Origin of the sequence: Bradyrhizobium sp. GCM10028915, assembly GCF_042666195.1 — a bacterium.
GTDB classification, from domain to species: Bacteria; Pseudomonadota; Alphaproteobacteria; order Rhizobiales; family Xanthobacteraceae; genus Bradyrhizobium; species Bradyrhizobium canariense_D.
Window position 1 is genome coordinate 107500 of sequence record NZ_JBHTFN010000043.1, and the last position, 21442, is coordinate 128941.

The following is a 21442-nucleotide window of genomic DNA, read 5'->3' on the forward strand; positions in this document are numbered from 1 at the left end:
CCTCGGCCGTTATGGCCCCTGGGCGGCTGCCCGGCCGCGTCAATTCGCGTCTTTCCGCAGGCGAAGTCTTCACCGCCGCCGGCCACTTTCCGCTAAAATGCCCGATCACCGCGCCGATGCATGAGGTCCGCCATGAGCTTCCGCCGCGACACCCTGACCAAGCCGATTTTCTCCTGGGCGCGCGGCGTGCTGCCGGCGATGTCGGACACCGAGCGCGAGGCGCTGGAGGCCGGCGACGTCTGGTGGGACGCCGATCTCTTCACCGGCAACCCCGATTGGTCGAAGCTGCTGAAGGTCCCGCAGGCAACGCTGACCGAAGAGGAGCGGGCCTTCCTCAACGGCCCCGTCGACGAGCTTTGCGCCATGCTCGACGAGTGGAAGATCTTTTGGGAATGGCGCGACCTGCCGCCCGATGTCTGGCACTTCGTCAAGCGCGAAAAATTCTTCGGCATGATCATTCCGAAGGAGTTCGGCGGCCTCGGCTTCTCGCCCTATGCGCATTCGGAAGTGGTGCGCAAGATATCGACCCGCTCGATCGCCGCCGCGGTGACGGTGATGGTGCCGAACTCGTTGGGCCCCGGCGAGCTCCTGATGCACTTCGGCACGAAGGAGCAGCAGCAGCGCTGGCTGCCGCGTCTTGCCGATGGCCGCGACATTCCCTGCTTCGGCCTCACCAGCCCCGAGGCCGGCTCTGATGCCGCCTCGATGGTCGACACCGGCATCATCTGCAAAGGCACCTTCGAGGGCCAGGAGGTGCTGGGCCTGAAGCTCAACTGGCACAAGCGCTACATCACGCTCGGCCCCGTCGCGACGCTGCTTGGCCTCGCCTTCAAGGCCTATGATCCCGATCATCTCGTCGGCGACCAGGAAGAGCTCGGCATCAGCGTGGCGCTGATCCCGACCAATCTTCCCGGCGTCGAAATCGGCAAACGCCATTTGCCCTCGATGCAGGTCTTCCAGAACGGTCCGAACTGGGGCCGCGACGTTTTCATTCCGCTCGACTACGTCATCGGCGGCCAGGCGCGGCTGGGGCAGGGCTGGAAGATGCTGATGACGGCGCTCGCCGCCGGCCGCGGCATCTCGTTGCCGTCGCTCTCCGCCGCCGGCGCCGCCTATGCCGCCCGCACCACCGGCGCCTATGCCCGCATCCGCGAGCAGTTCGGCATCTCCATCTCCAAATTCGAGGGCGTCGAGGAGCCGCTCGCCCGCATTGTCGCCACTGCCTATCAGCTCGACGCGGCGCGACGGCTGACCTGCGCGGCACTGAATGCCGGGATCCATCCCGCCGTCATCTCGGGCATCATGAAGCTGCACGCGACCGAGCGGATGCGCACCGCGGTCGACGACGCTATGGACATCCATGGCGGCAAGGCCGTGATCGACGGTCCGCAAAACTATCTCGGCAATCTCCACCGCGCCGTTCCGGTCGGCATCACCGTCGAGGGCGCCAATATCCTCACCCGCAATCTCATCGTGTTCGGACAGGGCGCCATCCGCGCCCATCCTTATCTGCTCGACGAGATGAATGCGCTTGCCGATGCCGATCGCGAGCGCGGGCTCACCGCCTTCGACAAGGTGTTCTGGAAACATGTCGGCCACAGCTTCGAGACACTCTTGCGCGCGTTCGGCCGGAGCTGGAGCTTTGGTGTCTTCGCGCTTGCACCCGATGCGGGTGACGCCAGACCATTCTATCGTCAGCTCTCGCGCTACTCGGCGGCTTTTGCCCTCTGCGCCGATATGGCGCTGTTGACGCTCGGCGGCGCGCTCAAGCGCAAAGAGATGCTGTCGGCGCGCTTCGGCGACATCCTGTCCGAGCTGTATCTGCTCTCTGCCGCGCTGAAGCGCTGGCAGGACGAGGGCCGGCAGAAGGAGGATTTTGCTGCGCTCGAATGGTGCATGGCGACGGGCTTTCGGACCATCGAGAACCGGCTTGCCGAGATTCTCGCCAATCTGCCGAACCGCTTCGTCGCAGGCATCCTCAAATTCGTGGTCCAGCCCTTCGGCGCCCGCGTGCTGGGTCCCTCCGACCGGGTCGTGCATCAATGCGCGAGCCTCGTGCTGGAGCTGTCGGCCGCGCGCGACCGCCTCACGCCCGATCTCGCTTATGTCGACGACGATGGCGGCTTCGCCCGGCTGGAGCGCGCGTTCAACCTGATCGCAGGTACGGACGCCATCGCCAGGCGCATGCGCGCGGCTCATCTGAGCGACTGGAAGGATGCGGTGGCCAAGGGTGTGATCACGCAGGCGGAGGGCGAGCAGCTGGCCGCGGCCCGCGAAGCCGTTACAAAGGTGATCGAGGTCGACGATTTTGCGCCGGAGGCGCTGTCGCCGATTTACAAGAAAACCGGCGACGTGCATCAGTTCTTCCAGGAACTCGGTGAACAGAGGGCGGCGAGCTGATGGCACGACCGGTTTTCATCGTCGACGGCAGTCGGACGCCGTTTTTGAAGGCGCGTTCGGGGCCGGGGCCGTTCACGCCGGTCGATCTCGCCGTGCAATGCGGTCGGCCACTGCTGGCGCGTCAGCCGTTTTCGCCTGATACCTTCGACAAGGTCATCCTCGGCTGCGTCAACGTGATCGCGGACGAAATGAACCCGGCTCGCGTCGCCGCGCTCCGGCTCGGCATGGGCGAGGACATGGTCGCCTTCACCGTTCAGATCAATTGCGGATCCGGCATGCAGTCGATCGACACCGCGTACCGCTACATCCGCGAGGGCCATGCCGACATGATCCTGGCCGGCGGCACCGAGGCCTTGAGCCACGCGCCGCTGGTCTGGCCCAATTCCGGCGTGCGCTGGTTCGCCGGCCTCGCCACCGCCAAGGGCGTCGCCGCGAAGCTTGCCGCGGCCTTCAAGCTGCGGCCGCGCGATCTCAAACCGATCATCGGCCTCGAGCGCGGGCTGACCGATCCCATTACTGATCTGAACATGGGCCAGACGGCCGAAGTCGTCGGCCATCTCTTCGGCATCACCCGTGCGCAGTCCGATGCCTATGCCGCCGAGAGCCATCGCCGGCTCGCGCATGCGCAGGCGGAAGGTTTTCTCAAGGGCGAAGTCGAAACCGCGTTCTCCCGCGACGGAAAATTCTTCGACCATGATGATGGCGTGCGTCCGGACTCGACGGCCGAGAGGCTCGCAAAACTCCGGCCCGTGTTCGAGCGTCCCTGGGGCCAGGTCACCGCCGGCAATTCCTCGCAGATCACCGATGGCGCGTCCTGGGTGATCCTGGCGTCCGACGAAGCGGTCGCCAGGCACAAGCTGACGCCGAAGGCCGTCATCGTCGACAGCAACTGGGCCGCACTCGATCCAAGCATCATGGGTCTCGGTCCTGTGATGTCGGCGACGCCGTTACTGAAGCGCAATGATCTCACCATCCAGGACGTCGAGACCTGGGAGCTCAACGAGGCGTTCGCCACCCAAGTGCTCGGCTGCCTCGCCGCCTGGAATGACGACAAGTTCTGCCGCGAGATTTTGGGACTGGACGGCGCTGCCGGCGAGGTCGACCGCGACAAACTCAACGTCGATGGCGGCGCTATCTCGCTCGGGCATCCCGTCGGCACGTCCGGCAATCGCATCGTGCTGCATCTCGTCAACACCATGAAGCGGCTCGGCACGCGGCGCGGCGTTGCCACCGAATGCATCGGGGGCGGGCTCGGCGGCGCCATGCTGATCGAGGCGGTATGACCATGGATTCCAGGATCATGACCGCGCTCGGCGACCGCGTGCTGGAGCTCGGGCCCAAGCCCGCCGCCGATCGTCCCTACAAGCACTTCCAGCTGACGCGCGACGCCGACGGTGTCGCCTGGCTGCTGTTTGACCGCACTGACGCCAGCGCCAACACGCTGTCCTCGGAGGTGATGGAGGAGTTCGACGCCGTGCTGGCGGCGATCGAGACCGAGCGCCCTGCCGGCGTCGTGATCCGCTCCGCAAAGCCGTCCGGCTTCATCGCGGGCGCCGACGTCAACGAATTTCGCGGCGCCAGTGACGCCGGGATGGTGGAGACGCGGATCCGCGCCGCCCATGCGGTGGTCGATCATCTTGAAGCGCTGAAGCTGCCGACGGTCGCGGTGATCCACGGCTTCTGCCTCGGCGGCGGGCTCGAAGTCGCGCTCGCCTGCCAATCGCGCATCGCGATCGACGGCGCGCGCTTCGGTTTCCCTGAGGTGATGCTGGGGCTACATCCCGGTCTCGGCGGCACCGCGCGTTTCACTGCGCTGGTCAATCCGACACAATCGATGGCCCTGATGCTGACCGGCCGCACCATCGATGCCCGCCGCGCCAGATCGCTCGGCCTCGTCGACACCGTGACGCAGGAGCGCCACGTTCGCAATGCCGTCAAGGATGCGCTGTTCGGCCGCCTCAAGCGGGCGCGGCCGGGTTTTCTGACGCGTGCGGCGAATTTCGGCCCGGTGCGCGGGCTGCTGGCCAAACGGATGCGATCGGAGGCGGCGAAGGCCGCGTCCCGCGAGCATTATCCGGCGCCCTATGCCTTGATCGATCTCTGGGAGACCCATGGCGGCAGCAAGGCCGCGATGCTCGGGGCAGAGCAGGCCTCGTTCGCCAAGCTGATGGTGACGCCGACCGCGCAGAATTTGATCCGCGTGTTCTTCCTGCGCGAGCAGATGAAGAAAGCGGCAGGCTCCGGCAACACGATCAGGCATGCCCACGTCATCGGCGCGGGCGCCATGGGCGGCGACATCGCGGCCTGGTGCGCGGGGCAGGGGGTGCGCGTCTCGCTCGCCGACATGAAGGCGGAGCCGATCGCGGGCGCAGTCAAGCGCGCCGCCGAGCTCTACGGCAAGATCATCCGCAAGCCCACGGAGGTGCGCGACGCGCTCGATCGCCTCATGCCTGACATGGATGGCGAAGGTGTTCGCAACGCCGATCTCATCATTGAGGCGGTCCCGGAGAAGCTCGAGCTGAAGCAGAAGGTCTATGCCGGCCTCGAGCCGCGAATGAAGCCGGGCGCGATCCTCGCGACCAACACGTCGAGCATTCCGCTCCAGGATTTGCGCACCACGCTGGCGCGGCCGGAGCGGCTGGTCGGCCTTCACTTCTTCAACCCGGTGTCGCGGTTGCAACTGGTCGAAGTCGTCAGCCATGACGGTAACGATACGCAGGTGCTGAAGGAGGCACTCGCCTTCGTCGGCGCGATCGATCGGCTGTCGTTGCCGGTGAAGAGCTCGCCGGGCTTCCTCGTCAACCGCGCGCTGACGCCTTACATGCTGGAAGCGATGGTGATGCTGGACGAGAAGATCGACCAGCGCCTGATCGACGCCGCCGCGGAGCAGTTCGGCATGCCGATGGGGCCGATCGAACTGGCCGACCAGGTCGGGCTCGACATTTGTCTCGATGTCGGCGACATGCTGCGCACCAAGTTCGGCGATCTGCTGCCGCCGACGCCGGCCTGGCTGCGCGAGAAGGTCGCCAAGGGCGAACTCGGCCGCAAGACCGGCAAGGGCTTTTACGTCTGGCGTGACGGCAAGGCCGAGAAGGCGCCGTTGCCCGAGACCGGTCCGCGCGTCACCGACCAGATGATCGACCGCCTGGTGCTGCCGATGTCCAACGTCTGCGTCGCGGCGCTTCGCGAGGGTATCGTGGATGATGCCGACATGGTCGACGGCGCCATGATCTTCGGCACCGGTTATGCACCGTTCCGTGGCGGCCCGTTGAATTATGCGCGCACGCGTGGCGTGGATCATGTCGTATCCACCTTGCGCGCGCTGGCCGGAAGATTCGGCGAGCGCTTTGCGCCGGATCCGGGCTGGGACAATTTCAAGTGAGCAATTTCAAGTGAGCAATCTTCAAGTGAGAGCGGCATGAACGAGCAAGCCGATGCCGGGCCGGGCGGCGATCTCTGCATTCGCACGCTGGCGATGCCTGCCGACACCAACGCCAACGGTGACATCTTCGGCGGCTGGCTGCTCAGCCAGATGGACGTCGGCGGCGGCGTGTTTGCGTCAAAGGTCGCGAAGTCGCGCACCGTGACCGTCGCCATCGAGGCGATGAACTTCCGCAAGGCCGTCTATGTCGGCGATCTCGTTTCGGTCCACGCCCACCTCGTTCGCGTCGGGCGCACCTCCATCACCGTGCATCTGGAAGCATGGGCGCTGCGCCGCGGCGAGCAGCAACCGTTCCTCGTCACCGACGGCAATTTCACCTACGTCTCGATCGACGAGCACGGCCGCCCGCAGCCGGTTCGCCCGACCGACACCGCGATCGCGACGTAATCGCGCGCGGCGTTGCGCCTCATCTGTCTGATGCGTGCGGCAACGCCAAACGCGGCGCGACTGAGTCACGGCGCCGCGGCTTTGCCAAGAACCAGTCATAAAACGGATGAGGTCCCGGCGTACTCCGTCGCGTGTCGATCCGGGGTGGAACGGCGTCAAAATGCCCAGGAACCTTTGGGCAGAACTGCCGTTGTTTGCCCGCACTGAGGAATCCACGGACCATGCCGGACAGCTACATCATCGAAGTCGATTCGCAGACCGCAGGTATCGTCGTTCGTTCCCAGGGAGGCTACTGCTTTTTCGCCTCGTCCAGCCGCTTCAACCGTCTCGAAGGCCAGCTCTTCCGCAACGCCCGCGAAGCCGAGCGCGCCGCGCGCAAGCTGGTTAACGGTGATGTGAAGGAAGCGGCTTAGTCCTCCCGCGGGTCATTCCGGGCCGCGTGTGGCCCGAGAGGTGGGAATCTTTTGCCGCGAACTCTGCCTTCCCTTCTCGCCTTGTTGGAGAAGGTGGCGCGTAGCGCCGGATGAGGGGTCGTCTCCGCGAATTCCAATGCGAGAGGATTCGTTGTCGGACAGAAACCCCTCACCCGACTTCGCTTCGCGAAGCCACCCTCTCCCGCAACGGAGAGGGGAAGAGCCGTTGTTCACAACTTCGTCGCCGCCCGTGAGAGCAGCTTCCAGTCGTCGCCCTGCTTCTGCCAGTTCATCAGGATGTGAAGGTTGGTCGGCACTTTTTTCCCATCAGCCGCCATCTCTTGTTCCGCCACCCAGTGGAAGCGCACGATCGCGGCGGGGCCGACGACCTTGATGGTCGGGTCCTTGTACTCGATCGACAGGAATTTGGATTTGCCGTCGGTGGCGTTGGCGATGAAGGTCGCCTTGTCCTCGACCTTGCCGCTGGAATGGCTGTAGCTCACCTCTTCGGCGCAGAGTGCGCCGAGCGCCTTGGGATCGGCCGCGATCTGGGCGAGACGGAACGCCTCGACCTTCTTCGCCACGGCTTCCTCGTCGGCCGAGGCCGCCAGCACCGGTGTCGTGAGCGCTGAAACTGCAAGAGTGGAGACGGCAAGAGCTGGGACGGCAAGAGTCGAGAGAGCGAGATCGCGTCGGTTGATCGTCATCGTTTCCTCCTTTTTGGTCTTGCATGGAGTGTTGCAGTCGCACGCGACTTTGTCGAGGGTCGCGTATTGGTCATGCACGTGCGTCATTGCGCGATTGACGCTGTATTGATACGGCTTTCGTATTGATGCGTCATATATTCGGGAAAGTACGGACATGATCGAGGCTATCGGCAGGGCGTTGCTGTTCGACATCGACGGTACGCTCGCCAACACCGATCCGCTGCACTTGAAGGCGTTCAATCTGGTGCTCGGCCCTCGCGGCCACGTCTTCGATCACGCGCGCTTCTCCAGAGAGCTGCAAGGCTTCGCGAATGTATCGATCGGCGAGCGTTTTCTGCCCGACGAGGCGCCCGAACGGCGTGCCTTGATCCTCGATGAGAAGGAGGAAGTCTTCCGCACGCTTGTTGCCGGGCAGATCGAGCCGCTGCCGGGCCTGATAGCGCTGCTCGACAGGGCGGATGCGGCCGGTATTCCCATGGTTGCCGTGACCAATGCCCCGCGGCTCAATGCGGAGCTGCTGCTGTCCGGCCTCGGCATCACGCACCGCTTCAAGGCGCTCGTGATCGGTGCCGAGCTGTTGCACGGCAAGCCGCATCCGCTGCCTTATCAGGAAGGGTTGCGCTTTGCCGGCGCCAGCGCCATGGCCTCGATCGCGTTCGAGGACTCCCGCACCGGCGTGCAATCGGCCGCAGCGGCCGGCATTCCGACCATCGGTATCCGGACCAGCCTCAGCCATGCTGATCTCGTCGCCGCCGGGGCCATCGCCTCCGCCAGCGCCTTCGACGATCCGGAGCTGCTGGCGCGTCTCGCCGCCGCGATGGCATGGTGAGGACCTTCGTCCGTTAACCGTGATCGGCGCGCGCATTGACCGAGCGCGCGAACCGCCGCACCATGCAGCTTCCTGACTTGAGGCCATCGCCGTGACCGGACTGACTCATCGACAAGCCGAAATCCTCAACATCGCGCGAGCCTCGGGCCGCGTCATGGTCGAGGAGCTGGCGCGCCGGTTCGAGGTCTCGGCGCAGACCATCCGCAAGGATCTCAACGACCTCTGTGAGCGGCGCTCGCTGACCCGCATTCATGGCGGCGCCATCATCGCATCCGGCGTCGAAAACCTCGCCTACGAGGCGCGGCGCTTCGTCGCCGCCGACGAGAAGAAGGCGATTGGAGCCGCGGCCGCCTCGCTGATCCCGAACGGCTGCTCGCTCTTCATCAACATCGGCACCACGACCGAGGAGGTCGCGAGCGCGCTGACCTCGCACGAGGACCTCCTCGTTATCACCAACAATCTGAACGTCGCCATGCTGCTCTATCGTCATCCCCGCATCGAGGTGGTGGTCGCCGGCGGCACGGTGCGGCGCGCCGACGGCGCGGTGGTCGGCTCGACCGCGACGCAGCTGATCGGCCAGTTCAAGGTCGACTATGCCATCATCGGAGCGTCCGCGATCGACGAGGAGGGCGCGCTGCTCGACTTCGACTATCGCGAGGTGCAGGTGGCGCAGGCCATCATCGCCAACGCCCGCAGCGTCATGCTGGTCGCTGATTCCACCAAGCTCCGGCGCAGCGCGCCGGTCCGCATCGCGCATATCAGCCAGATCCAGACCTTCGTCACCGACCAGGAATTGCCAGAGCGCCTCGCCACCATCTGCCACGGCAAGGGCATCGAGGTGATGGCCGCGATGCCGAAGGGGGCGGACGTCGATGAGGCTCAGGCCGAGGCACAAGAAGCGCCCGAGGCCGCGCCGGTGGTGCGGCTGAGGTAGGACTATGGGTTGTCCCACGGGTTCAGCAGCGGCACGCCGAATACCGCAAAATCCTTCACATTGCGCGTGACGAGCATGAGGTTGTTTGCCAGCGCGGTCGCGGCAAAGAAGCCGTCCATGACAGACAATGCGAGGCCGCTTCTGCGACTCTGAGCCATCAGGTCACCCCAGCGTTCCGCGACCGCGTGGTCGATCGGCAGTGTGCGCCCGGCAAAACGCTCCGGCAGATCGCGGGCAAGCCAGGCGGCCAGTGCTGCACGGCGACGGCCGTCCTCCAGCAACGCGATGCCGCGACGAAGCTCGGCGATCGATGCCGCGCTGATGAACGCACGATCCTCGTCGATCGTATCAAGCCATGACAAGACTTTCGGCGAAGGGGCGGGCCTCTGGACCTCCGACAACACGTTGGTGTCGAGCAGTAGATTCACGGCAGCTCGTCGTGCGGCGCGTCGTGCACGCGTTCAAGCTCGAGGTCGCCGCTGCGCAGCGGCGAAGCCAGCAGGAATTCGGCCAAGGTACCTTTGCGCGCCGTCTTGCGCGCCCATTCCTCGACGGAAACGATCACCGCGTTGGGCTTGCCGTGTCGGGTGATGATTTGCGGGCCGACTTGGGCACGATCGATCACCTCGGAGAGCCGGGCCTTGGCGTTGGCAAGCGTCCACGAGTCCGTCGCGGGTGAATCTGGTGCAGTGTGTTCTGTCATGCAATAACGACCAATATGACTATTTTTACTAATAAGGGTCATCGACGACTATTCAAGAGCAATAATGCCGCTCAAATCCCGCCTGAACTGCCTATTTCGCCCCCCGTGTGCCCACTTAAAAGTTCCGCTTTCACTTCGTTTCTCTCCTCTTTCATCTTGCTTTCGTTTTTTGGTGTGATCTAATCAAAAGCGAAAGTAACCGCTCGATTGAACGGGCGGTCGCCGGGGGATGCGTCTGTTGGATCGTATTTTCGACCTCGCCATTATTGGAGGCGGTGTTAACGGCTGCGGCATCGCGCGCGACGCGGTGGGCCGCGGCAACGCGGTTTTCCTGTGCGAAATGAACGATCTGGCGAGCGGGACGTCGTCCTGGTCGACCAAGCTGGTGCATGGCGGCCTGCGCTATCTCGAATATTACGAGTTCCGGCTGGTTCGCGAGGCGCTGATCGAGCGCGAGATTCTCTGGGGCATCGCGCCGCACATCATTCGCCCCCTGCGTTTCGTTTTGCCGCACCATGCGGGCCTGCGGCCAGCCTGGCTGCTGCGCCTCGGCCTCTTTCTCTATGACCACATCGGTGGCCGTCATCTGTTGCCGGCGACGCGCTCGGTTGACCTCCGACGCGACGAGGTCGGCCGCCCGCTGATCCCGAACCGCTACGGCCGCGCGTTCGAATATTCCGACTGCTTCGTCGACGACGCCCGTCTCGTCGTGCTCAACGCACGCGATGCCGCCGATAAGGGCGCCGAGATCCGCACCCGCACTCGCGCGACGGATATCAAACAGTCAGACGGCATCTGGACCGTCAGCATGATCGACACGCTGACAGGCGCGCGCTCGTCGATCCAGGCCCGTGCGGTTGTCAATGCCGGCGGGCCCTGGGTCGAGGATGTGCTCGGCCGCGGCGCCGGCGTCAACGCGAAAGCCAAGGTGCGCCTGGTGCAGGGCTCGCACATCGTCGTGAAAAAACTCTACGACCACGACCGCGCCTACATGTTCCAGAATGCAGATGGCCGCATCATCTTCGTCATTCCCTATCAGGACGATTTTACGCTGATCGGCACCACCGACCGCGACTATGACGGCGATCCCGCCAAGGTGAAGGCGACGGCCGAAGAGATCCAGTATCTCTGCACGGCGGCGAGCGAATATCTGGCCAAGCCTGTCACGCCCGATGACGTGGTTTGGACCTACTCCGGCGTACGTCCGCTCTATGACGACGGGGCCAGCGAAGCCAAGGCCGCGACGCGCGACTATGTGTTCGAGCTCGACACGTCCGGCGGCGTGCCGCTGCTGTCGATCTATGGCGGCAAGATCACGACCTATCGCCGTCTCGCCGAGGAGGCGCTGGAGCGGCTCGCGCCCTATCTTCGCAGTGCGAAAGCACGCGAAGGCTGGACCGGCAAATGGCCGCTGCCCGGCGGCGACATGGGCGTGTCCGATGTCGACGGCCTGATCGCCGAGCTTCAGCGCGGCTATCCTTTCCTCAGCCACGAGCATGCGCGGCGCCTGGCGCGCTCCTATGGCACGAGGGCGATCAAGCTGCTTGGGGATGCGAAATCGGCGGTCGATCTCGGCCAAGCCTTCGGTGCGACGCTGACCGAGCGCGAAGTCCGCTATCTCATCGCCAACGAATGGGCCGTTACTGCCGAAGATATCGTCTGGCGCCGTTCCAAGCTCGGCCTGCGACTAAGTGCCGACGAGATCGCGGCGCTGGACGACTGGATCAGGACCCACGCCGTGCAGCAAAGTCCCCTGCTGGAAGCCGGAGGACGCTCATGACGGTGACACTCGATCACGTGACCCGGACTGTCGACGGGGTCCCACACATCCGCGACGTCTCGCTGACGCTCGAGAGCGGCACGCTCAACGTGCTGCTCGGGCCGACGCTGTCGGGCAAGACCTCGATCATGCGGCTGCTCGCTGGCCTGGACAAACCGACATCGGGCAAGCTGCTGGTCAACGGCAAGGACGTCACCGGGGTCGACGTGCGCCAGCGCTCGGTCGCCATGGTCTATCAGCAGTTCATCAACTACCCCTCGCTGTCGGTCTACGAGAACATCGCTTCGCCTTTGCGCGTGCAGGGCAAGCCGCGCGCCGAAATCGAGGCGCGCGTTGCGGAAGCCGCCCGGCTGCTCCGGCTCGAGCCGTTCCTGAAGCGCACGCCGCTCCAGCTTTCCGGCGGCCAGCAGCAGCGAACTGCGATGGCGCGCGCGCTGGTGAAGGGCGCCGACCTCGTGCTGCTCGACGAGCCGCTCGCCAATCTCGACTACAAGCTGCGCGAGGAACTGCGCACCGAGCTGCCGCGCATCTTCGAGGCCTCCGGCGCGATCTTCGTCTATGCCACCACCGAGCCGACCGAGGCGCTGCTGCTCGGCGGCAACACGGTGTGCATGTGGCAGGGAGAGGCGCTCCAGATCGGCGAGACTCCAAAGGTCTACCGTCATCCGCAGACCTTGCGGGTCGCGCAGGTGTTCTCCGATCCGCCGCTGAATCTCGTCGGCATCGAGAAGAAGAACGGTTCCGTGCAATATGCGGGCGGCATTGCCGCGCCGGCGTCCGGTCTCTATTCCTCGCTCGCGGACGGCGCCTATCGCGTCGGATTTCGCGCCCATCAGCTCGCACTTGCCAATGGCGAGACTGACCGCCACGCCTTCCATGCCACGGTAACGGTGACCGAGATCACCGGTTCGGAGAGTTTCGTGCATCTGACCCGCGACGGATCGAACTGGGTGGCGGTGCTGCACGGCGTGCACGAATTCGAGCCCGGCCAGACGCTCGATGCCGTGCTCGATCCCAACGACGTGTTCGTTTTCGATGCTGCCGACCGGCTGGTCGCGGCACCCGGTCCCATAGCGTTTTCAAGCGAAGTGCCGAGCGGTTCGCGTGAAGAAAACGCGTCAAAGAAAAAAGCCTGAGGGGGATGCGACATGGCCCGCATTGACCTCGTCGATCTCGCCCACTCCTACGGCGGCAATGATGCCCCGCAGGACAGCTTTGCTCTCAAGCCTGTCACCATGACCTGGCGGCAGGGCGGCGCCTATGCGCTGCTCGGGCCGTCCGGCTGCGGCAAGACCACGCTGCTCAACGTCATCTCCGGCATCATCACGCCGTCGCGGGGGAAAATCCTGTTCGACGGCGAGGACATCACACCGCTGTCAACCCAGAAGCGCAACATCGCCCAGGTGTTCCAGTTTCCGGTGATCTACGACACCATGACGGTGGGGCAAAATTTGGCGTTCCCTCTGAAGAACCGCGGCGTGCCGAAGGCTGAGATCGACAAGCGGGTCGCCGAGATCGGCCGCTTGCTCGACCTCGAGCCCTATCTGAACCGCAAGGCGACGCGGCTCACGGCCGATGCCAAGCAGAAGATCTCGCTCGGCCGCGGCCTGGTACGCTCCGACGTTGCCGCCGTGCTGTTCGACGAGCCGCTCACCGTGATCGACCCCGAGCTGAAATGGCAGCTCCGCTCCAAGTTGAAGGCGCTGCATCGCGAGCTCGACCTGACGATGATCTACGTCACCCACGACCAGACCGAGGCGCTGACCTTCGCCGACACCGTGGTAGTCATGCATGACGGCCGCGTGGTGCAGAGCGGCACGCCGGCCGAGTTGTTCGACAAGCCGGCGCACACGTTCGTCGGCTATTTCATCGGCTCGCCCGGCATGAACATCCTGCCGGCCGAGGTGAGGGGCCGTGAGGCCAAGATCGGCGGTCACGTCATTGCGCTCAACCGCAGCTACGACAAGCTGCCTGCTGGCGCGAAGATCGAGATCGGCGTCCGTCCGGAATTCGTTGAGGTCGTGGCGCCGGCGCCCGGCCTGCTCAGTGCGAAGATCGAACGCGTCGACGACCTCGGCCGGATCCGCTTCGCGCGCGCGCGGCTCGGTGACGCCAAGCTAGCGGCGCGCGCGCCGGCCGGCTTCACCAGCCCGGACGGCACGGCCGGCCTGAAATTCGATCCGTCGCACGTCCACGTCTATGCCGACAGCCTTCTGGTGGAGGGAGCCGCCTGATGGACAAGACTATCAACCAAAAAGCCTGGTTCCTGGTGCTGCCGGTGTTCCTGGTCGTCGCCTTCTCGGCAGTGCTGCCGTTGATGACGGTGGTGAACTATTCGATGCAGGACACCTTCGGCAACAACCAGTTCTTCTGGAACGGTGTCGGCTGGTTCAAGGAATTGCTCGATCCTTCGACCGATCTCGGCGGCCGCTTCCTGGCTTCGCTCGGCCGCAATCTGTTCTTCTCGCTGGTGATCCTCGCGATCGAGGTGCCGCTCGGCATCGTCGTCGCGCTGTCGATGCCGCGCCAGGGCTGGACGGTTGCGGCCTGCCTCGTCATCCTCGCGTTGCCGCTGCTGATCCCGTGGAACGTGGTCGGCACGATCTGGCAGATCTTTGGCCGTCCCGACATCGGCCTGCTCGGCTATGTCCTCAATGCGACCGGCATCGATTATAATTACGTCTCCAACGACATCGACGCCTGGGTCACGGTCATCGTGATGGACGTCTGGCACTGGACCAGCCTGGTCGCGCTGCTGTGCTATGCCGGACTTAAGTCGATCCCGGAGGCTTATTACCAGGCGGCGCAGATCGATGGCGCCTCGCGTTGGGCCGTGTTCAAGGCGATCCAGCTGCCGAAGATGAACCGCGTGCTGCTGATCGCGGTGCTGCTGCGCTTCATGGACAGTTTCATGATCTACACCGAACCGTTCGTGGTGACTGGTGGGGGGCCCGGCAATTCGACGACTTTCGTCTCGATCGAGCTGGTCAAGATCGCGCTCGGCCAGTTCGACCTCGGCAAGGCCGCCGCGCTGTCGCTGGTCTACAACCTCATCATCCTGATCGTCTGCTGGATCTTCTACACCGTCATGACCAATGCCGGCGCCGAGCGGAAGCCGCAGGAAGGAGCCGCGTGATGCATTCGATCCCCGGCCGTCGCCTCATCATGGCGCTGTTTTTGATCTTCCTGCTGTTGCCGATCTACTGGCTCGTCAACATGAGCTTCAAGACCAACGCCGAGATCGTCTCGACGATGACGCTGTGGCCGCACGCGCCGACGCTCCAGCACTACAAGCGCATCTTCACCGATGAGAGCTGGTATTCCGGCTATATCAACTCGCTGGAATATGTCGTCCTCAACACCATCATCTCGATCTCGGTGGCGCTGCCGGCGGCCTACGCGTTCTCGCGCTACCGTTTCCTCGGCGACAAGCATCTGTTCTTCTGGCTGCTCTCGAACCGCATGGCGCCGGCCGCGGTCTATGCCCTGCCGTTCTTCAATCTCTATTCGGCGATCGGGCTGTTCGATACGCCCTGGGCGGTCGCGCTCGCGCACTGCATCTTCAACGTCCCGCTGGCGGTGTGGATCCTGGAAGGCTTCGTCTCCGGCGTGCCGCGCGAGATCGACGAGACCGCCTTCCTCGACGGCTATTCCTTCCCGCGCTTCTTCATCAAGATCCTGGTGCCGCTGATTGCGAGCGGCATCGGCGTCGCCGCCTTCTTCTGCTTCATGTTCTCCTGGGTCGAGCTGCTGCTCGCGCGCACGCTGACCTCGGTCTCGGCCAAGCCGATCGCGGCGATCATGACGCGCACGGTGTCGGCTGCGGGCATGGACTGGGGCCTGCTGGCGGCAGCCGGCGTGCTGACGATCATCCCGGGCGCACTCGTGATCTGGTTCGTCCGCAATTATATCGCGAGCGGTTTCGCGCTCGGTCGGGTCTAGGGAGGCATCAATGGAATGGATTGCATGGATGGCCTGGACGCCGCCGACGGCGATCTTTTTTGTCGCGCTCGCCTGCACGCTGGCTGTGATGACCTGGCTCGGGGCGGCTTATCCCGAAGCCGAGCGCGTCGGCGTGCTGCGCATCCCGACCACGCGCGGCGACCGCCTGTTCATCTCCCTGATCACGGCGGCGGTCATCCACTTGCTGTGGATCGCCTTCGCCGGCACCGACCCCCTCGCCACGCTGCCGATCGGCGAGGACGGAGTTGAAATTTCGCGCCTTTGGATCGCATCAGGAATTTCGCTGGCCACGGCCGTACTCATTTTCCGCACGGTCTAGCCCGCGAAGGAACGGCCAGATCCGGGACCAACCCGGGCCTGTAAAAAGTTTGTCGCTGCAACGGAGGAATAACATGCGGCAGTTTAGGAGAAGGGAACGTCCATTGACCAAGAATAGCTTTCTGACGATGTCCAGCGTCGCCGCCATCGTCGCGGTGTCGCTGGCCGTCTCGGCGCCGGTGCGCGCCGCCGACGACGCCGCGATCCAGAAGTGGATCGCGGAATTCCAGCCCTCGACGCTGTCGAAGGAAGACCAGAAGAAGGAGCTGGAGTGGTTCGCCAAGGCCGCCGAGCCCTTCAAGGGAATGGAGATCAACGTGGTCTCCGAAACCATCACGACCCACGAATATGAGTCGCAGACGCTGGCCAAGGCGTTCTCCGAGCTCACCGGCATCAAGCTCAAGCACGACATCATCCAGGAAGGTGACGTCGTCGAGAAGCTGCAGACCCAGATGCAGTCCGGCAAGAACGTGTACGACGGCTGGATCAACGATTCCGATCTGATCGGCACCCACTTCCGCTACGGCCAGACCATCGCGCTGTCGGACTATATGACCGGCGAGGGCAAGGACGTCACCGACCCCATGCTCGACGTCAACGACTTCATCGGCAAGTCGTTCGGCACGGCGCCGGACGGCAAGCTCTATCAGCTGCCCGACCAGCAGTTCGCGAACCTTTACTGGTTCCGCTACGACTGGTTCACCAACGCCGACTACAAGGCCAAGTTCAAGGCCAAGTATGGCTACGAGCTTGGCGTGCCCGTGAACTGGTCAGCCTACGAAGACATCGCCGAGTTCTTCACCAACGACATCAAGGAGATCAACGGCGTCAAGGTCTATGGCCATATGGACTATGGCAAGAAGGACCCGTCGCTCGGCTGGCGTTTCACCGACGCCTGGCTGTCGATGGCCGGTAACGGCGACAAGGGCATCCCGAACGGTCTGCCGGTCGACGAATGGGGCATCCGCATGGAAGGCTGCCGTCCGGTCGGCTCCTCGGTCGAGCGTGGCGGCGACACCAACGGTCCGGCCGCGGTCTACTCGATCACCAAGTACCTCGAGTGGATGAAGAAGTATGCTCCGCCGCAGGCCCAGGGCATGACCTTCTCCGAGTCGGGTCCGGTGCCGGCGCAGGGCAACATCGCCCAGCAGATGTTCTGGTACACCGCCTTCACCGCCGACATGGTGAAGCCGGGCATCGCCGTGATGAACGCGGACGGTACGCCGAAGTGGCGTATGGCTCCGTCGCCGCACGGTTCGTACTGGAAGGAAGGCATGAAGCTCGGCTACCAGGATGCGGGTTCGGCGACGCTGCTGAAATCGACTCCCCCGGATCGCCGCAAGGCGGCCTGGCTCTATCTCCAGTTCATCGTCTCCAAGACGGTGTCGCTGAAGAAGAGCCATGTCGGTCTCACGTTCATCCGTGAATCCGACATCTGGGACAAGTCGTTCACCGAGCGTGCGCCGAAGCTCGGCGGCCTGATCGAGTTCTACCGCTCGCCCGCGCGCGTGCAGTGGACCCCGACCGGCAACAACGTGCCCGACTATCCGAAGCTGGCGCAGCTGTGGTGGCAGAACATCGGCGATGCGTCGTCCGGTGCCAAGACGCCGCAGGCCGCGATGGACTCGCTTGCCGCGGCCCAGGACTCCGTCATGGAGCGTCTGGAGAAGTCGGGCGTGCAGGGCGCCTGCGGTCCGAAGCTGCACAAGAAGGAGTCGGCCGAGTTCTGGTTCGCCAAGGCCCAGAAGGACGGCACGATTGCCCCGCAGCGCAAGCTCGCCAACGAGAAGCCGAAGGGTGAGACGGTCGACTACGACACTCTGATCAAGTCGTGGCCGGCACAGCCCCCGAAGCGCGCTTCGCTGCAGTAAGGCACATCAGCATAACGACGAAAGGCCGGGAGCAATCCCGGCCTTTTTTCTTTGTGGCACACACTTTCAACATTCTCGGTGTCATCGTCCGCGAAGGCGGACGATCCAGTATTCCAGAGACGGGCGTGGTCGAACCCGGAAGCCACAGATTACTGGATGCCCCGCCTTCGCGGGGCATGACAGCGCATGCGTGGAGAAGAGGCTATTCCGCGGGTTCAGCGGCCAGCGTCGGGTAATCCGTGTATCCCTTCGCGCCGCCGCCGTAGAACGTGTTCTTGTCCCAGTCGTTCAGCGCCGCGCCCTGCTTCAGCCGCTCGACCAGATCGGGATTGGAGATGAACGGCTTGCCGAAGGCGATGAGATCGGCCGCGTTCGCCTCGAGCACCTTGGCAGCGAGCTCGAAATCATAGCCGTTGTTGGCGATGTAGGCGCCGGGGAAGCGCTTGCGCAGGCCCGCATAGTCGAACGGCGCGATGTCGCGCGGACCGCCGGTGGCGCCTTCGACGACGTGGAGATAGACGAGCTTCAGCGCGGCGAGGCCGTCGACGATATGGTCGTAGAGGGCCTGCGGGTTCGAATCCGAGATGTCGTTGGCCGGCGTCACCGGCGAGATGCGGATGCCGGTGCGATCGGCGCCAGCCTCCGCTACAACGGCCCTGGAGATTTCCAGCATCAGCCGCGCGCGGTTTTCAATGGAGCCGCCATAGGCGTCGGTACGCTTGTTGGTGCCGTCCTTGGCGAATTGTTCGAGCAGATAGCCGTTGGCGCCGTGGATCTCGACGCCATCGAAGCCGGCTTCGAGCGCATTCTTCGTGGCGCGCCTGAAATCGTCGATGATCCCTGGAATTTCGGAGAGTTCGAGCGCACGGGGCTCGGAGACATCGGCGAAAGTGCCGTTGACGAAGGTCTTGCCCTTGGCGCGGATCGCGCTCGGCGCCACCGGCGCTGCGCCATTGGCCTGAAGGTCCACATGCGAGATGCGGCCGACATGCCAGAGCTGGATGAAGACTTTGCCGCCGCGCTGATGCACCTGATCGGTGACCTTGCGCCAGCCGGCGACCTGGTCCTTTGAGTAGATGCCGGGGGTGTCCTGGTAGCCTTGGCCCTGCTGTGAGACCTGGCTCGCTTCGGTAATCAGAAGCCCCGCCGAGGCACGCTGGGCGTAATAGTCAGCGGCGAGCGCGCCCGGTACGAAGGTGCCGGGAACGGCGCGGTTGCGCGTCAGCGGCGCCATCACGAAACGGTTCGCCAGCGTGATCGGGCCGAGCTTGTAGGTCTCAAACAATTTGGTCGAACGGCTCATGAGAATGCTTCCAGGCGGTGAGAGATCCGGAACACTTGTGCATTGCGGCAATCAGCGCAAGGGAGGAGCCATACAGAAACTGCAGGCGAGATGCGCAGCCGAGCCGCGCAGCATAGAGCATGTGCAATTTCAGCCGCAGCAGCAGATTCGATCTCCCGCCGCGGCCGTCTGAATAATCGCCTTTCAGTTCGCGCCGAGGAAATCGCGCTTGCCGATCTCGACGCCGGCGTGGCGCAGAAGGCCGTGGGCGGTTGCGGCGTGGAAATAGAAGTTCGGCAGCGAGAACGCGCTCAGGAATTGCTGGCCCTTCATGGTGATGGACTTGTCGGGGCCGGCCGGGAAGGTGACGTCCTTGGTGTCGGCGCCCTCGAACTGCTCGGGCTTGAACGATTTCACGTAGTCGATGGTCTTCGCCAGGCGCTGCTTCAACTCCGCAAAGCTGGTCTCGGTGTCCGGTGTGGAGGGCACGTCGCTATGGGTCAGCCGGGCGCAACCTTTGGCTGCGAAATCGCTGACCAGCTGGATCTGCTTCGAGAGCGGCAGCATGTCCGGAAACAGGCGGGAGCCCAGCAGGACGCTGGGGTCGACCTTCTTGGCCGCACAATGCGCTTCGGCTTTCGTGAGCAGGCCGATCAGGCTGTTCAACATTTGCAAATAGGCGGGAACGACGGCGTCGTGGAAGGACATGTGATGCTCGCTTCAAAAGTGGGAAATCTCAGGAGAAACCTGAGCTACTCACATGGGAACGTCATGGAAAAATACAATCGCCGGAGGGGCTTGTGCAGTGCGAAAATTCTACCGAGCGGGCTGTGGTGCTATCGGCGTCATACCCTCGTGTCATCGCCCGGTTGACCGGGCGATCCAGTACTCCGAGCAGCTGTGATTGAAGGCCGCAGCGTACTGGATGCCCCGCTTTCGCGGGGCATGACAGCGATCCTGGTGCTTACCGGATCGTCCCCACTGGCTGCGCCTGTGCCGTGCCCCCACGCATGCGAGCGAGCAGTTCGGCCGTAGGCCAGGAATCGGCCGGCAGACCGTATTTGATCTGCATCGCCTTCACCGCGGCGCGGCTTTGCTGGCCCAGCACGCCGTCGACCTTGCCGACATTGAAGCCAGCCTGGACCAGAAGCTGCTGCAATTGCTTGAGCTCGTTGAATGGCAGCTGCGCGACCGGTGTGGACGGCTTTCGCATCGGAGCCGCGCCCGCGATGCGGGTGGCGAGATAGCCCGCGGTGGTCGAATAGATCAGCGAGTTATTCCACTCGGTGTAGGCCGCGAAATTCGGGTATGCCATGAAGGCCGGACCGAAGCGTCCCATCGGCAGCAGCACGGAGGCCGCGAGATTGTCGTTCGGCAGCGGCCGGCCGTCGGGATAGGTAACCCCGAGCTGCGCCCATTTTGAGCGCGGCAGCTGCACCGTGAGGTCGGTCTGATCCCACGGCAGGTTCTGCGGCACCTTGATCTCCTCCAGCCACGGCTCGCCGCGCCGCCACTTCAAGCCGTTGGCGATGTAGTTCGCGGTCGAGCCGATCACGTCGTCCTCGCTGCGGAGGAGATCGCGTCGGCCGTCGCCGTCATAGTCGACGGCATAGTTGACGTAATGCACGGGCAGGAACTGGGTCTGACCGAGCTCGCCGGCCCAGGAGCCGACCATCTCGTCCGGATGCAGGTCGCCCCGGTCGATGATCTTCAGCGCGGCGATGGTCTCGTTCACGAACATCTCCGAGCGGCGGCAATCATAGGCCAGCGACACCAGCGATTTCAGTGTCGGCAGATTACCCATGTTGACGCCGAAATCGCTCTCCAGTCCCCAGAACGCGGCGATCACTGCCGGCGGCACACCGTATTCCTTTTCCGCGCGCGCGAACGCGGCCGCATGTTGCTTGATATGTTGCTGGGCGTTCTGCATGCGATAGGGCGCGGCCATGCGGCCGGCAAATTCGGTGAAGAGCTGGCCGAACACGCGCTGGCCGCGGTCGCGATTGACGATGCCCTGGTCGTAGACGAGGTAAGGCGAGGCCGCCGCGATCGTCCGCTGCGACACGCCGGCGGCAACGGCCTGCTGTTTCACGTCGACCAGGAAGCGATCGAAGTTCGCCCCGTTATGGCACGACGCCGCGCGCGGCGAGGGCCCAGTGGCCCTGGGAGCCGCGGGCTTTGCCGGCGGCGGCGCGAACTGGGCAGAGGCGGGAAGGGCGAGCGTGAGCAGGGCGGCGGCCGCGATCGCAAATCGGGTCTGGAGCATGAGGTTTCCGCAAGGGGAGGAGACGCTTGGATTCTCGGCCAAGCTTAATGGAACGATTGACCTCAAACCAGTGCCGCGGCTCCGCGACGCACCTTGAAACCTTGCGGGCGGGCCGGGGTCATCCCTACCTCATGCTCGCCGGCCCGC

At 64.2% G+C, this 21442-nt stretch carries 20 protein-coding genes; 14 read left to right on the top strand and 6 right to left on the bottom strand.

The window, feature by feature from the left end; genetic code table 11:
• Positions 1-132: 132 nt before the first annotated feature.
• The 5 genes from ACFQX9_RS18765 to ACFQX9_RS18785 all read left to right on the top strand — a co-directional run bounded on the left by ACFQX9_RS18765 (position 133) and on the right by ACFQX9_RS18785 (position 6642).
• Entirely contained in the window at positions 133-2400 is a 2268-nt protein-coding gene (locus tag ACFQX9_RS18765; RefSeq protein ID WP_377790029.1) for an acyl-CoA dehydrogenase, read from the top strand.
• A complete protein-coding gene (locus ACFQX9_RS18770; protein WP_377790031.1) occupies positions 2400-3683 on the top strand; it encodes an acetyl-CoA C-acetyltransferase in 1284 nt (427 codons plus the stop codon). The genes ACFQX9_RS18765 and ACFQX9_RS18770 overlap by 1 nt, the downstream gene beginning before the upstream one ends.
• A gap of 2 nt (positions 3684-3685) precedes the next feature.
• A complete protein-coding gene (locus ACFQX9_RS18775) occupies positions 3686-5782 on the top strand; it encodes a 3-hydroxyacyl-CoA dehydrogenase NAD-binding domain-containing protein (protein ID WP_377790033.1) in 2097 nt (698 codons plus the stop codon).
• Between the two features lie 36 nt (positions 5783-5818).
• The gene (locus ACFQX9_RS18780) at positions 5819-6229 is read left to right on the top strand and encodes an acyl-CoA thioesterase (RefSeq protein ID WP_018454990.1); all 411 of its coding nucleotides are present in this window, start codon (positions 5819-5821) and stop codon (positions 6227-6229) included.
• Positions 6230-6450: 221 nt separating this feature from the next.
• Complete coding sequence (locus tag ACFQX9_RS18785) at positions 6451-6642, top strand: hypothetical protein (RefSeq protein ID WP_018454989.1); 192 nt, start codon at positions 6451-6453, stop codon at positions 6640-6642.
• Between the two features lie 230 nt (positions 6643-6872).
• Here the strand turns inward: ACFQX9_RS18785 and ACFQX9_RS18790 are convergent, their stop codons facing one another.
• A complete protein-coding gene (locus ACFQX9_RS18790) occupies positions 6873-7349 on the bottom strand; it encodes a nuclear transport factor 2 family protein (protein ID WP_026232853.1) in 477 nt (158 codons plus the stop codon).
• A gap of 154 nt (positions 7350-7503) precedes the next feature.
• Here ACFQX9_RS18790 and ACFQX9_RS18795 point away from each other — a divergent pair, with 154 nt between their 5' ends.
• Both ACFQX9_RS18795 and ACFQX9_RS18800 read left to right on the top strand, forming a co-directional pair.
• Positions 7504-8178, top strand: coding sequence for an HAD family hydrolase (locus ACFQX9_RS18795; protein WP_377790035.1), 675 nt, complete (start codon positions 7504-7506; stop codon positions 8176-8178).
• A gap of 91 nt (positions 8179-8269) precedes the next feature.
• Complete coding sequence (locus ACFQX9_RS18800; RefSeq protein ID WP_018454986.1) at positions 8270-9112, top strand: DeoR/GlpR family DNA-binding transcription regulator; 843 nt, start codon at positions 8270-8272, stop codon at positions 9110-9112.
• 2 nt (positions 9113-9114) lie between these two features.
• Here ACFQX9_RS18800 and ACFQX9_RS18805 read toward each other — a convergent pair whose 3' ends face one another.
• The gene (locus ACFQX9_RS18805; protein ID WP_018454985.1) at positions 9115-9540 is read right to left on the bottom strand and encodes a type II toxin-antitoxin system VapC family toxin; all 426 of its coding nucleotides are present in this window, start codon (positions 9538-9540) and stop codon (positions 9115-9117) included.
• Positions 9537-9815 carry a type II toxin-antitoxin system Phd/YefM family antitoxin gene (locus ACFQX9_RS18810; protein WP_085352665.1) on the bottom strand — a complete coding sequence of 93 codons (279 nt, stop codon included), beginning with the start codon at positions 9813-9815 and terminating at the stop codon, positions 9537-9539. The genes ACFQX9_RS18805 and ACFQX9_RS18810 overlap by 4 nt, the downstream gene beginning before the upstream one ends.
• Positions 9816-10044: 229 nt before the next feature.
• Between ACFQX9_RS18810 and glpD the strand changes: the two genes are divergently transcribed.
• The 7 genes from glpD (at position 10045) to ACFQX9_RS18845 (ending at position 17747) form a co-directional block, all read left to right on the top strand.
• Positions 10045-11595, top strand: a complete 1551-nt coding sequence (gene glpD / locus ACFQX9_RS18815) for a glycerol-3-phosphate dehydrogenase (RefSeq protein WP_247391640.1) — start codon at positions 10045-10047, stop codon at positions 11593-11595.
• Positions 11592-12731 (top strand): ABC transporter ATP-binding protein, encoded by a 1140-nt coding sequence (locus tag ACFQX9_RS18820; protein WP_018454982.1) that lies wholly within the window; start codon positions 11592-11594, stop codon positions 12729-12731. Before glpD ends, ACFQX9_RS18820 begins: the two co-directional genes overlap by 4 nt.
• 12 nt (positions 12732-12743) lie before the next feature.
• On the top strand, positions 12744-13829 hold the full coding sequence (locus ACFQX9_RS18825; protein ID WP_247391643.1) for an ABC transporter ATP-binding protein: 1086 nt from the start codon (positions 12744-12746) through the stop codon (positions 13827-13829).
• Positions 13829-14731, top strand: coding sequence for a carbohydrate ABC transporter permease (locus ACFQX9_RS18830; RefSeq protein WP_085384914.1), 903 nt, complete (start codon positions 13829-13831; stop codon positions 14729-14731). The genes ACFQX9_RS18825 and ACFQX9_RS18830 overlap by 1 nt, the downstream gene beginning before the upstream one ends.
• Positions 14731-15537 (top strand): carbohydrate ABC transporter permease, encoded by an 807-nt coding sequence (locus ACFQX9_RS18835; protein ID WP_018454979.1) that lies wholly within the window; start codon positions 14731-14733, stop codon positions 15535-15537. The genes ACFQX9_RS18830 and ACFQX9_RS18835 overlap by 1 nt, the downstream gene beginning before the upstream one ends.
• A gap of 10 nt (positions 15538-15547) precedes the next feature.
• On the top strand, positions 15548-15877 hold the full coding sequence (locus ACFQX9_RS18840; RefSeq protein WP_377790038.1) for a DUF2160 domain-containing protein: 330 nt from the start codon (positions 15548-15550) through the stop codon (positions 15875-15877).
• Between the two features lie 127 nt (positions 15878-16004).
• Complete coding sequence (locus ACFQX9_RS18845; RefSeq protein ID WP_039799251.1) at positions 16005-17747, top strand: ABC transporter substrate-binding protein; 1743 nt, start codon at positions 16005-16007, stop codon at positions 17745-17747.
• Positions 17748-17949: 202 nt separating this feature from the next.
• Here ACFQX9_RS18845 and ACFQX9_RS18850 read toward each other — a convergent pair whose 3' ends face one another.
• The 3 genes from ACFQX9_RS18850 to ACFQX9_RS18860 form a co-directional block, all read right to left on the bottom strand.
• On the bottom strand, positions 17950-19050 hold the full coding sequence (locus tag ACFQX9_RS18850; protein ID WP_085361306.1) for an alkene reductase: 1101 nt from the start codon (positions 19048-19050) through the stop codon (positions 17950-17952).
• Positions 19051-19233: 183 nt separating this feature from the next.
• Entirely contained in the window at positions 19234-19737 is a 504-nt protein-coding gene (locus ACFQX9_RS18855) for a DUF1993 family protein (protein ID WP_018454975.1), read from the bottom strand.
• A gap of 256 nt (positions 19738-19993) precedes the next feature.
• A complete protein-coding gene (locus ACFQX9_RS18860; protein ID WP_377790040.1) occupies positions 19994-21295 on the bottom strand; it encodes a lytic murein transglycosylase in 1302 nt (433 codons plus the stop codon).
• Positions 21296-21442 lie beyond the last annotated feature (147 nt).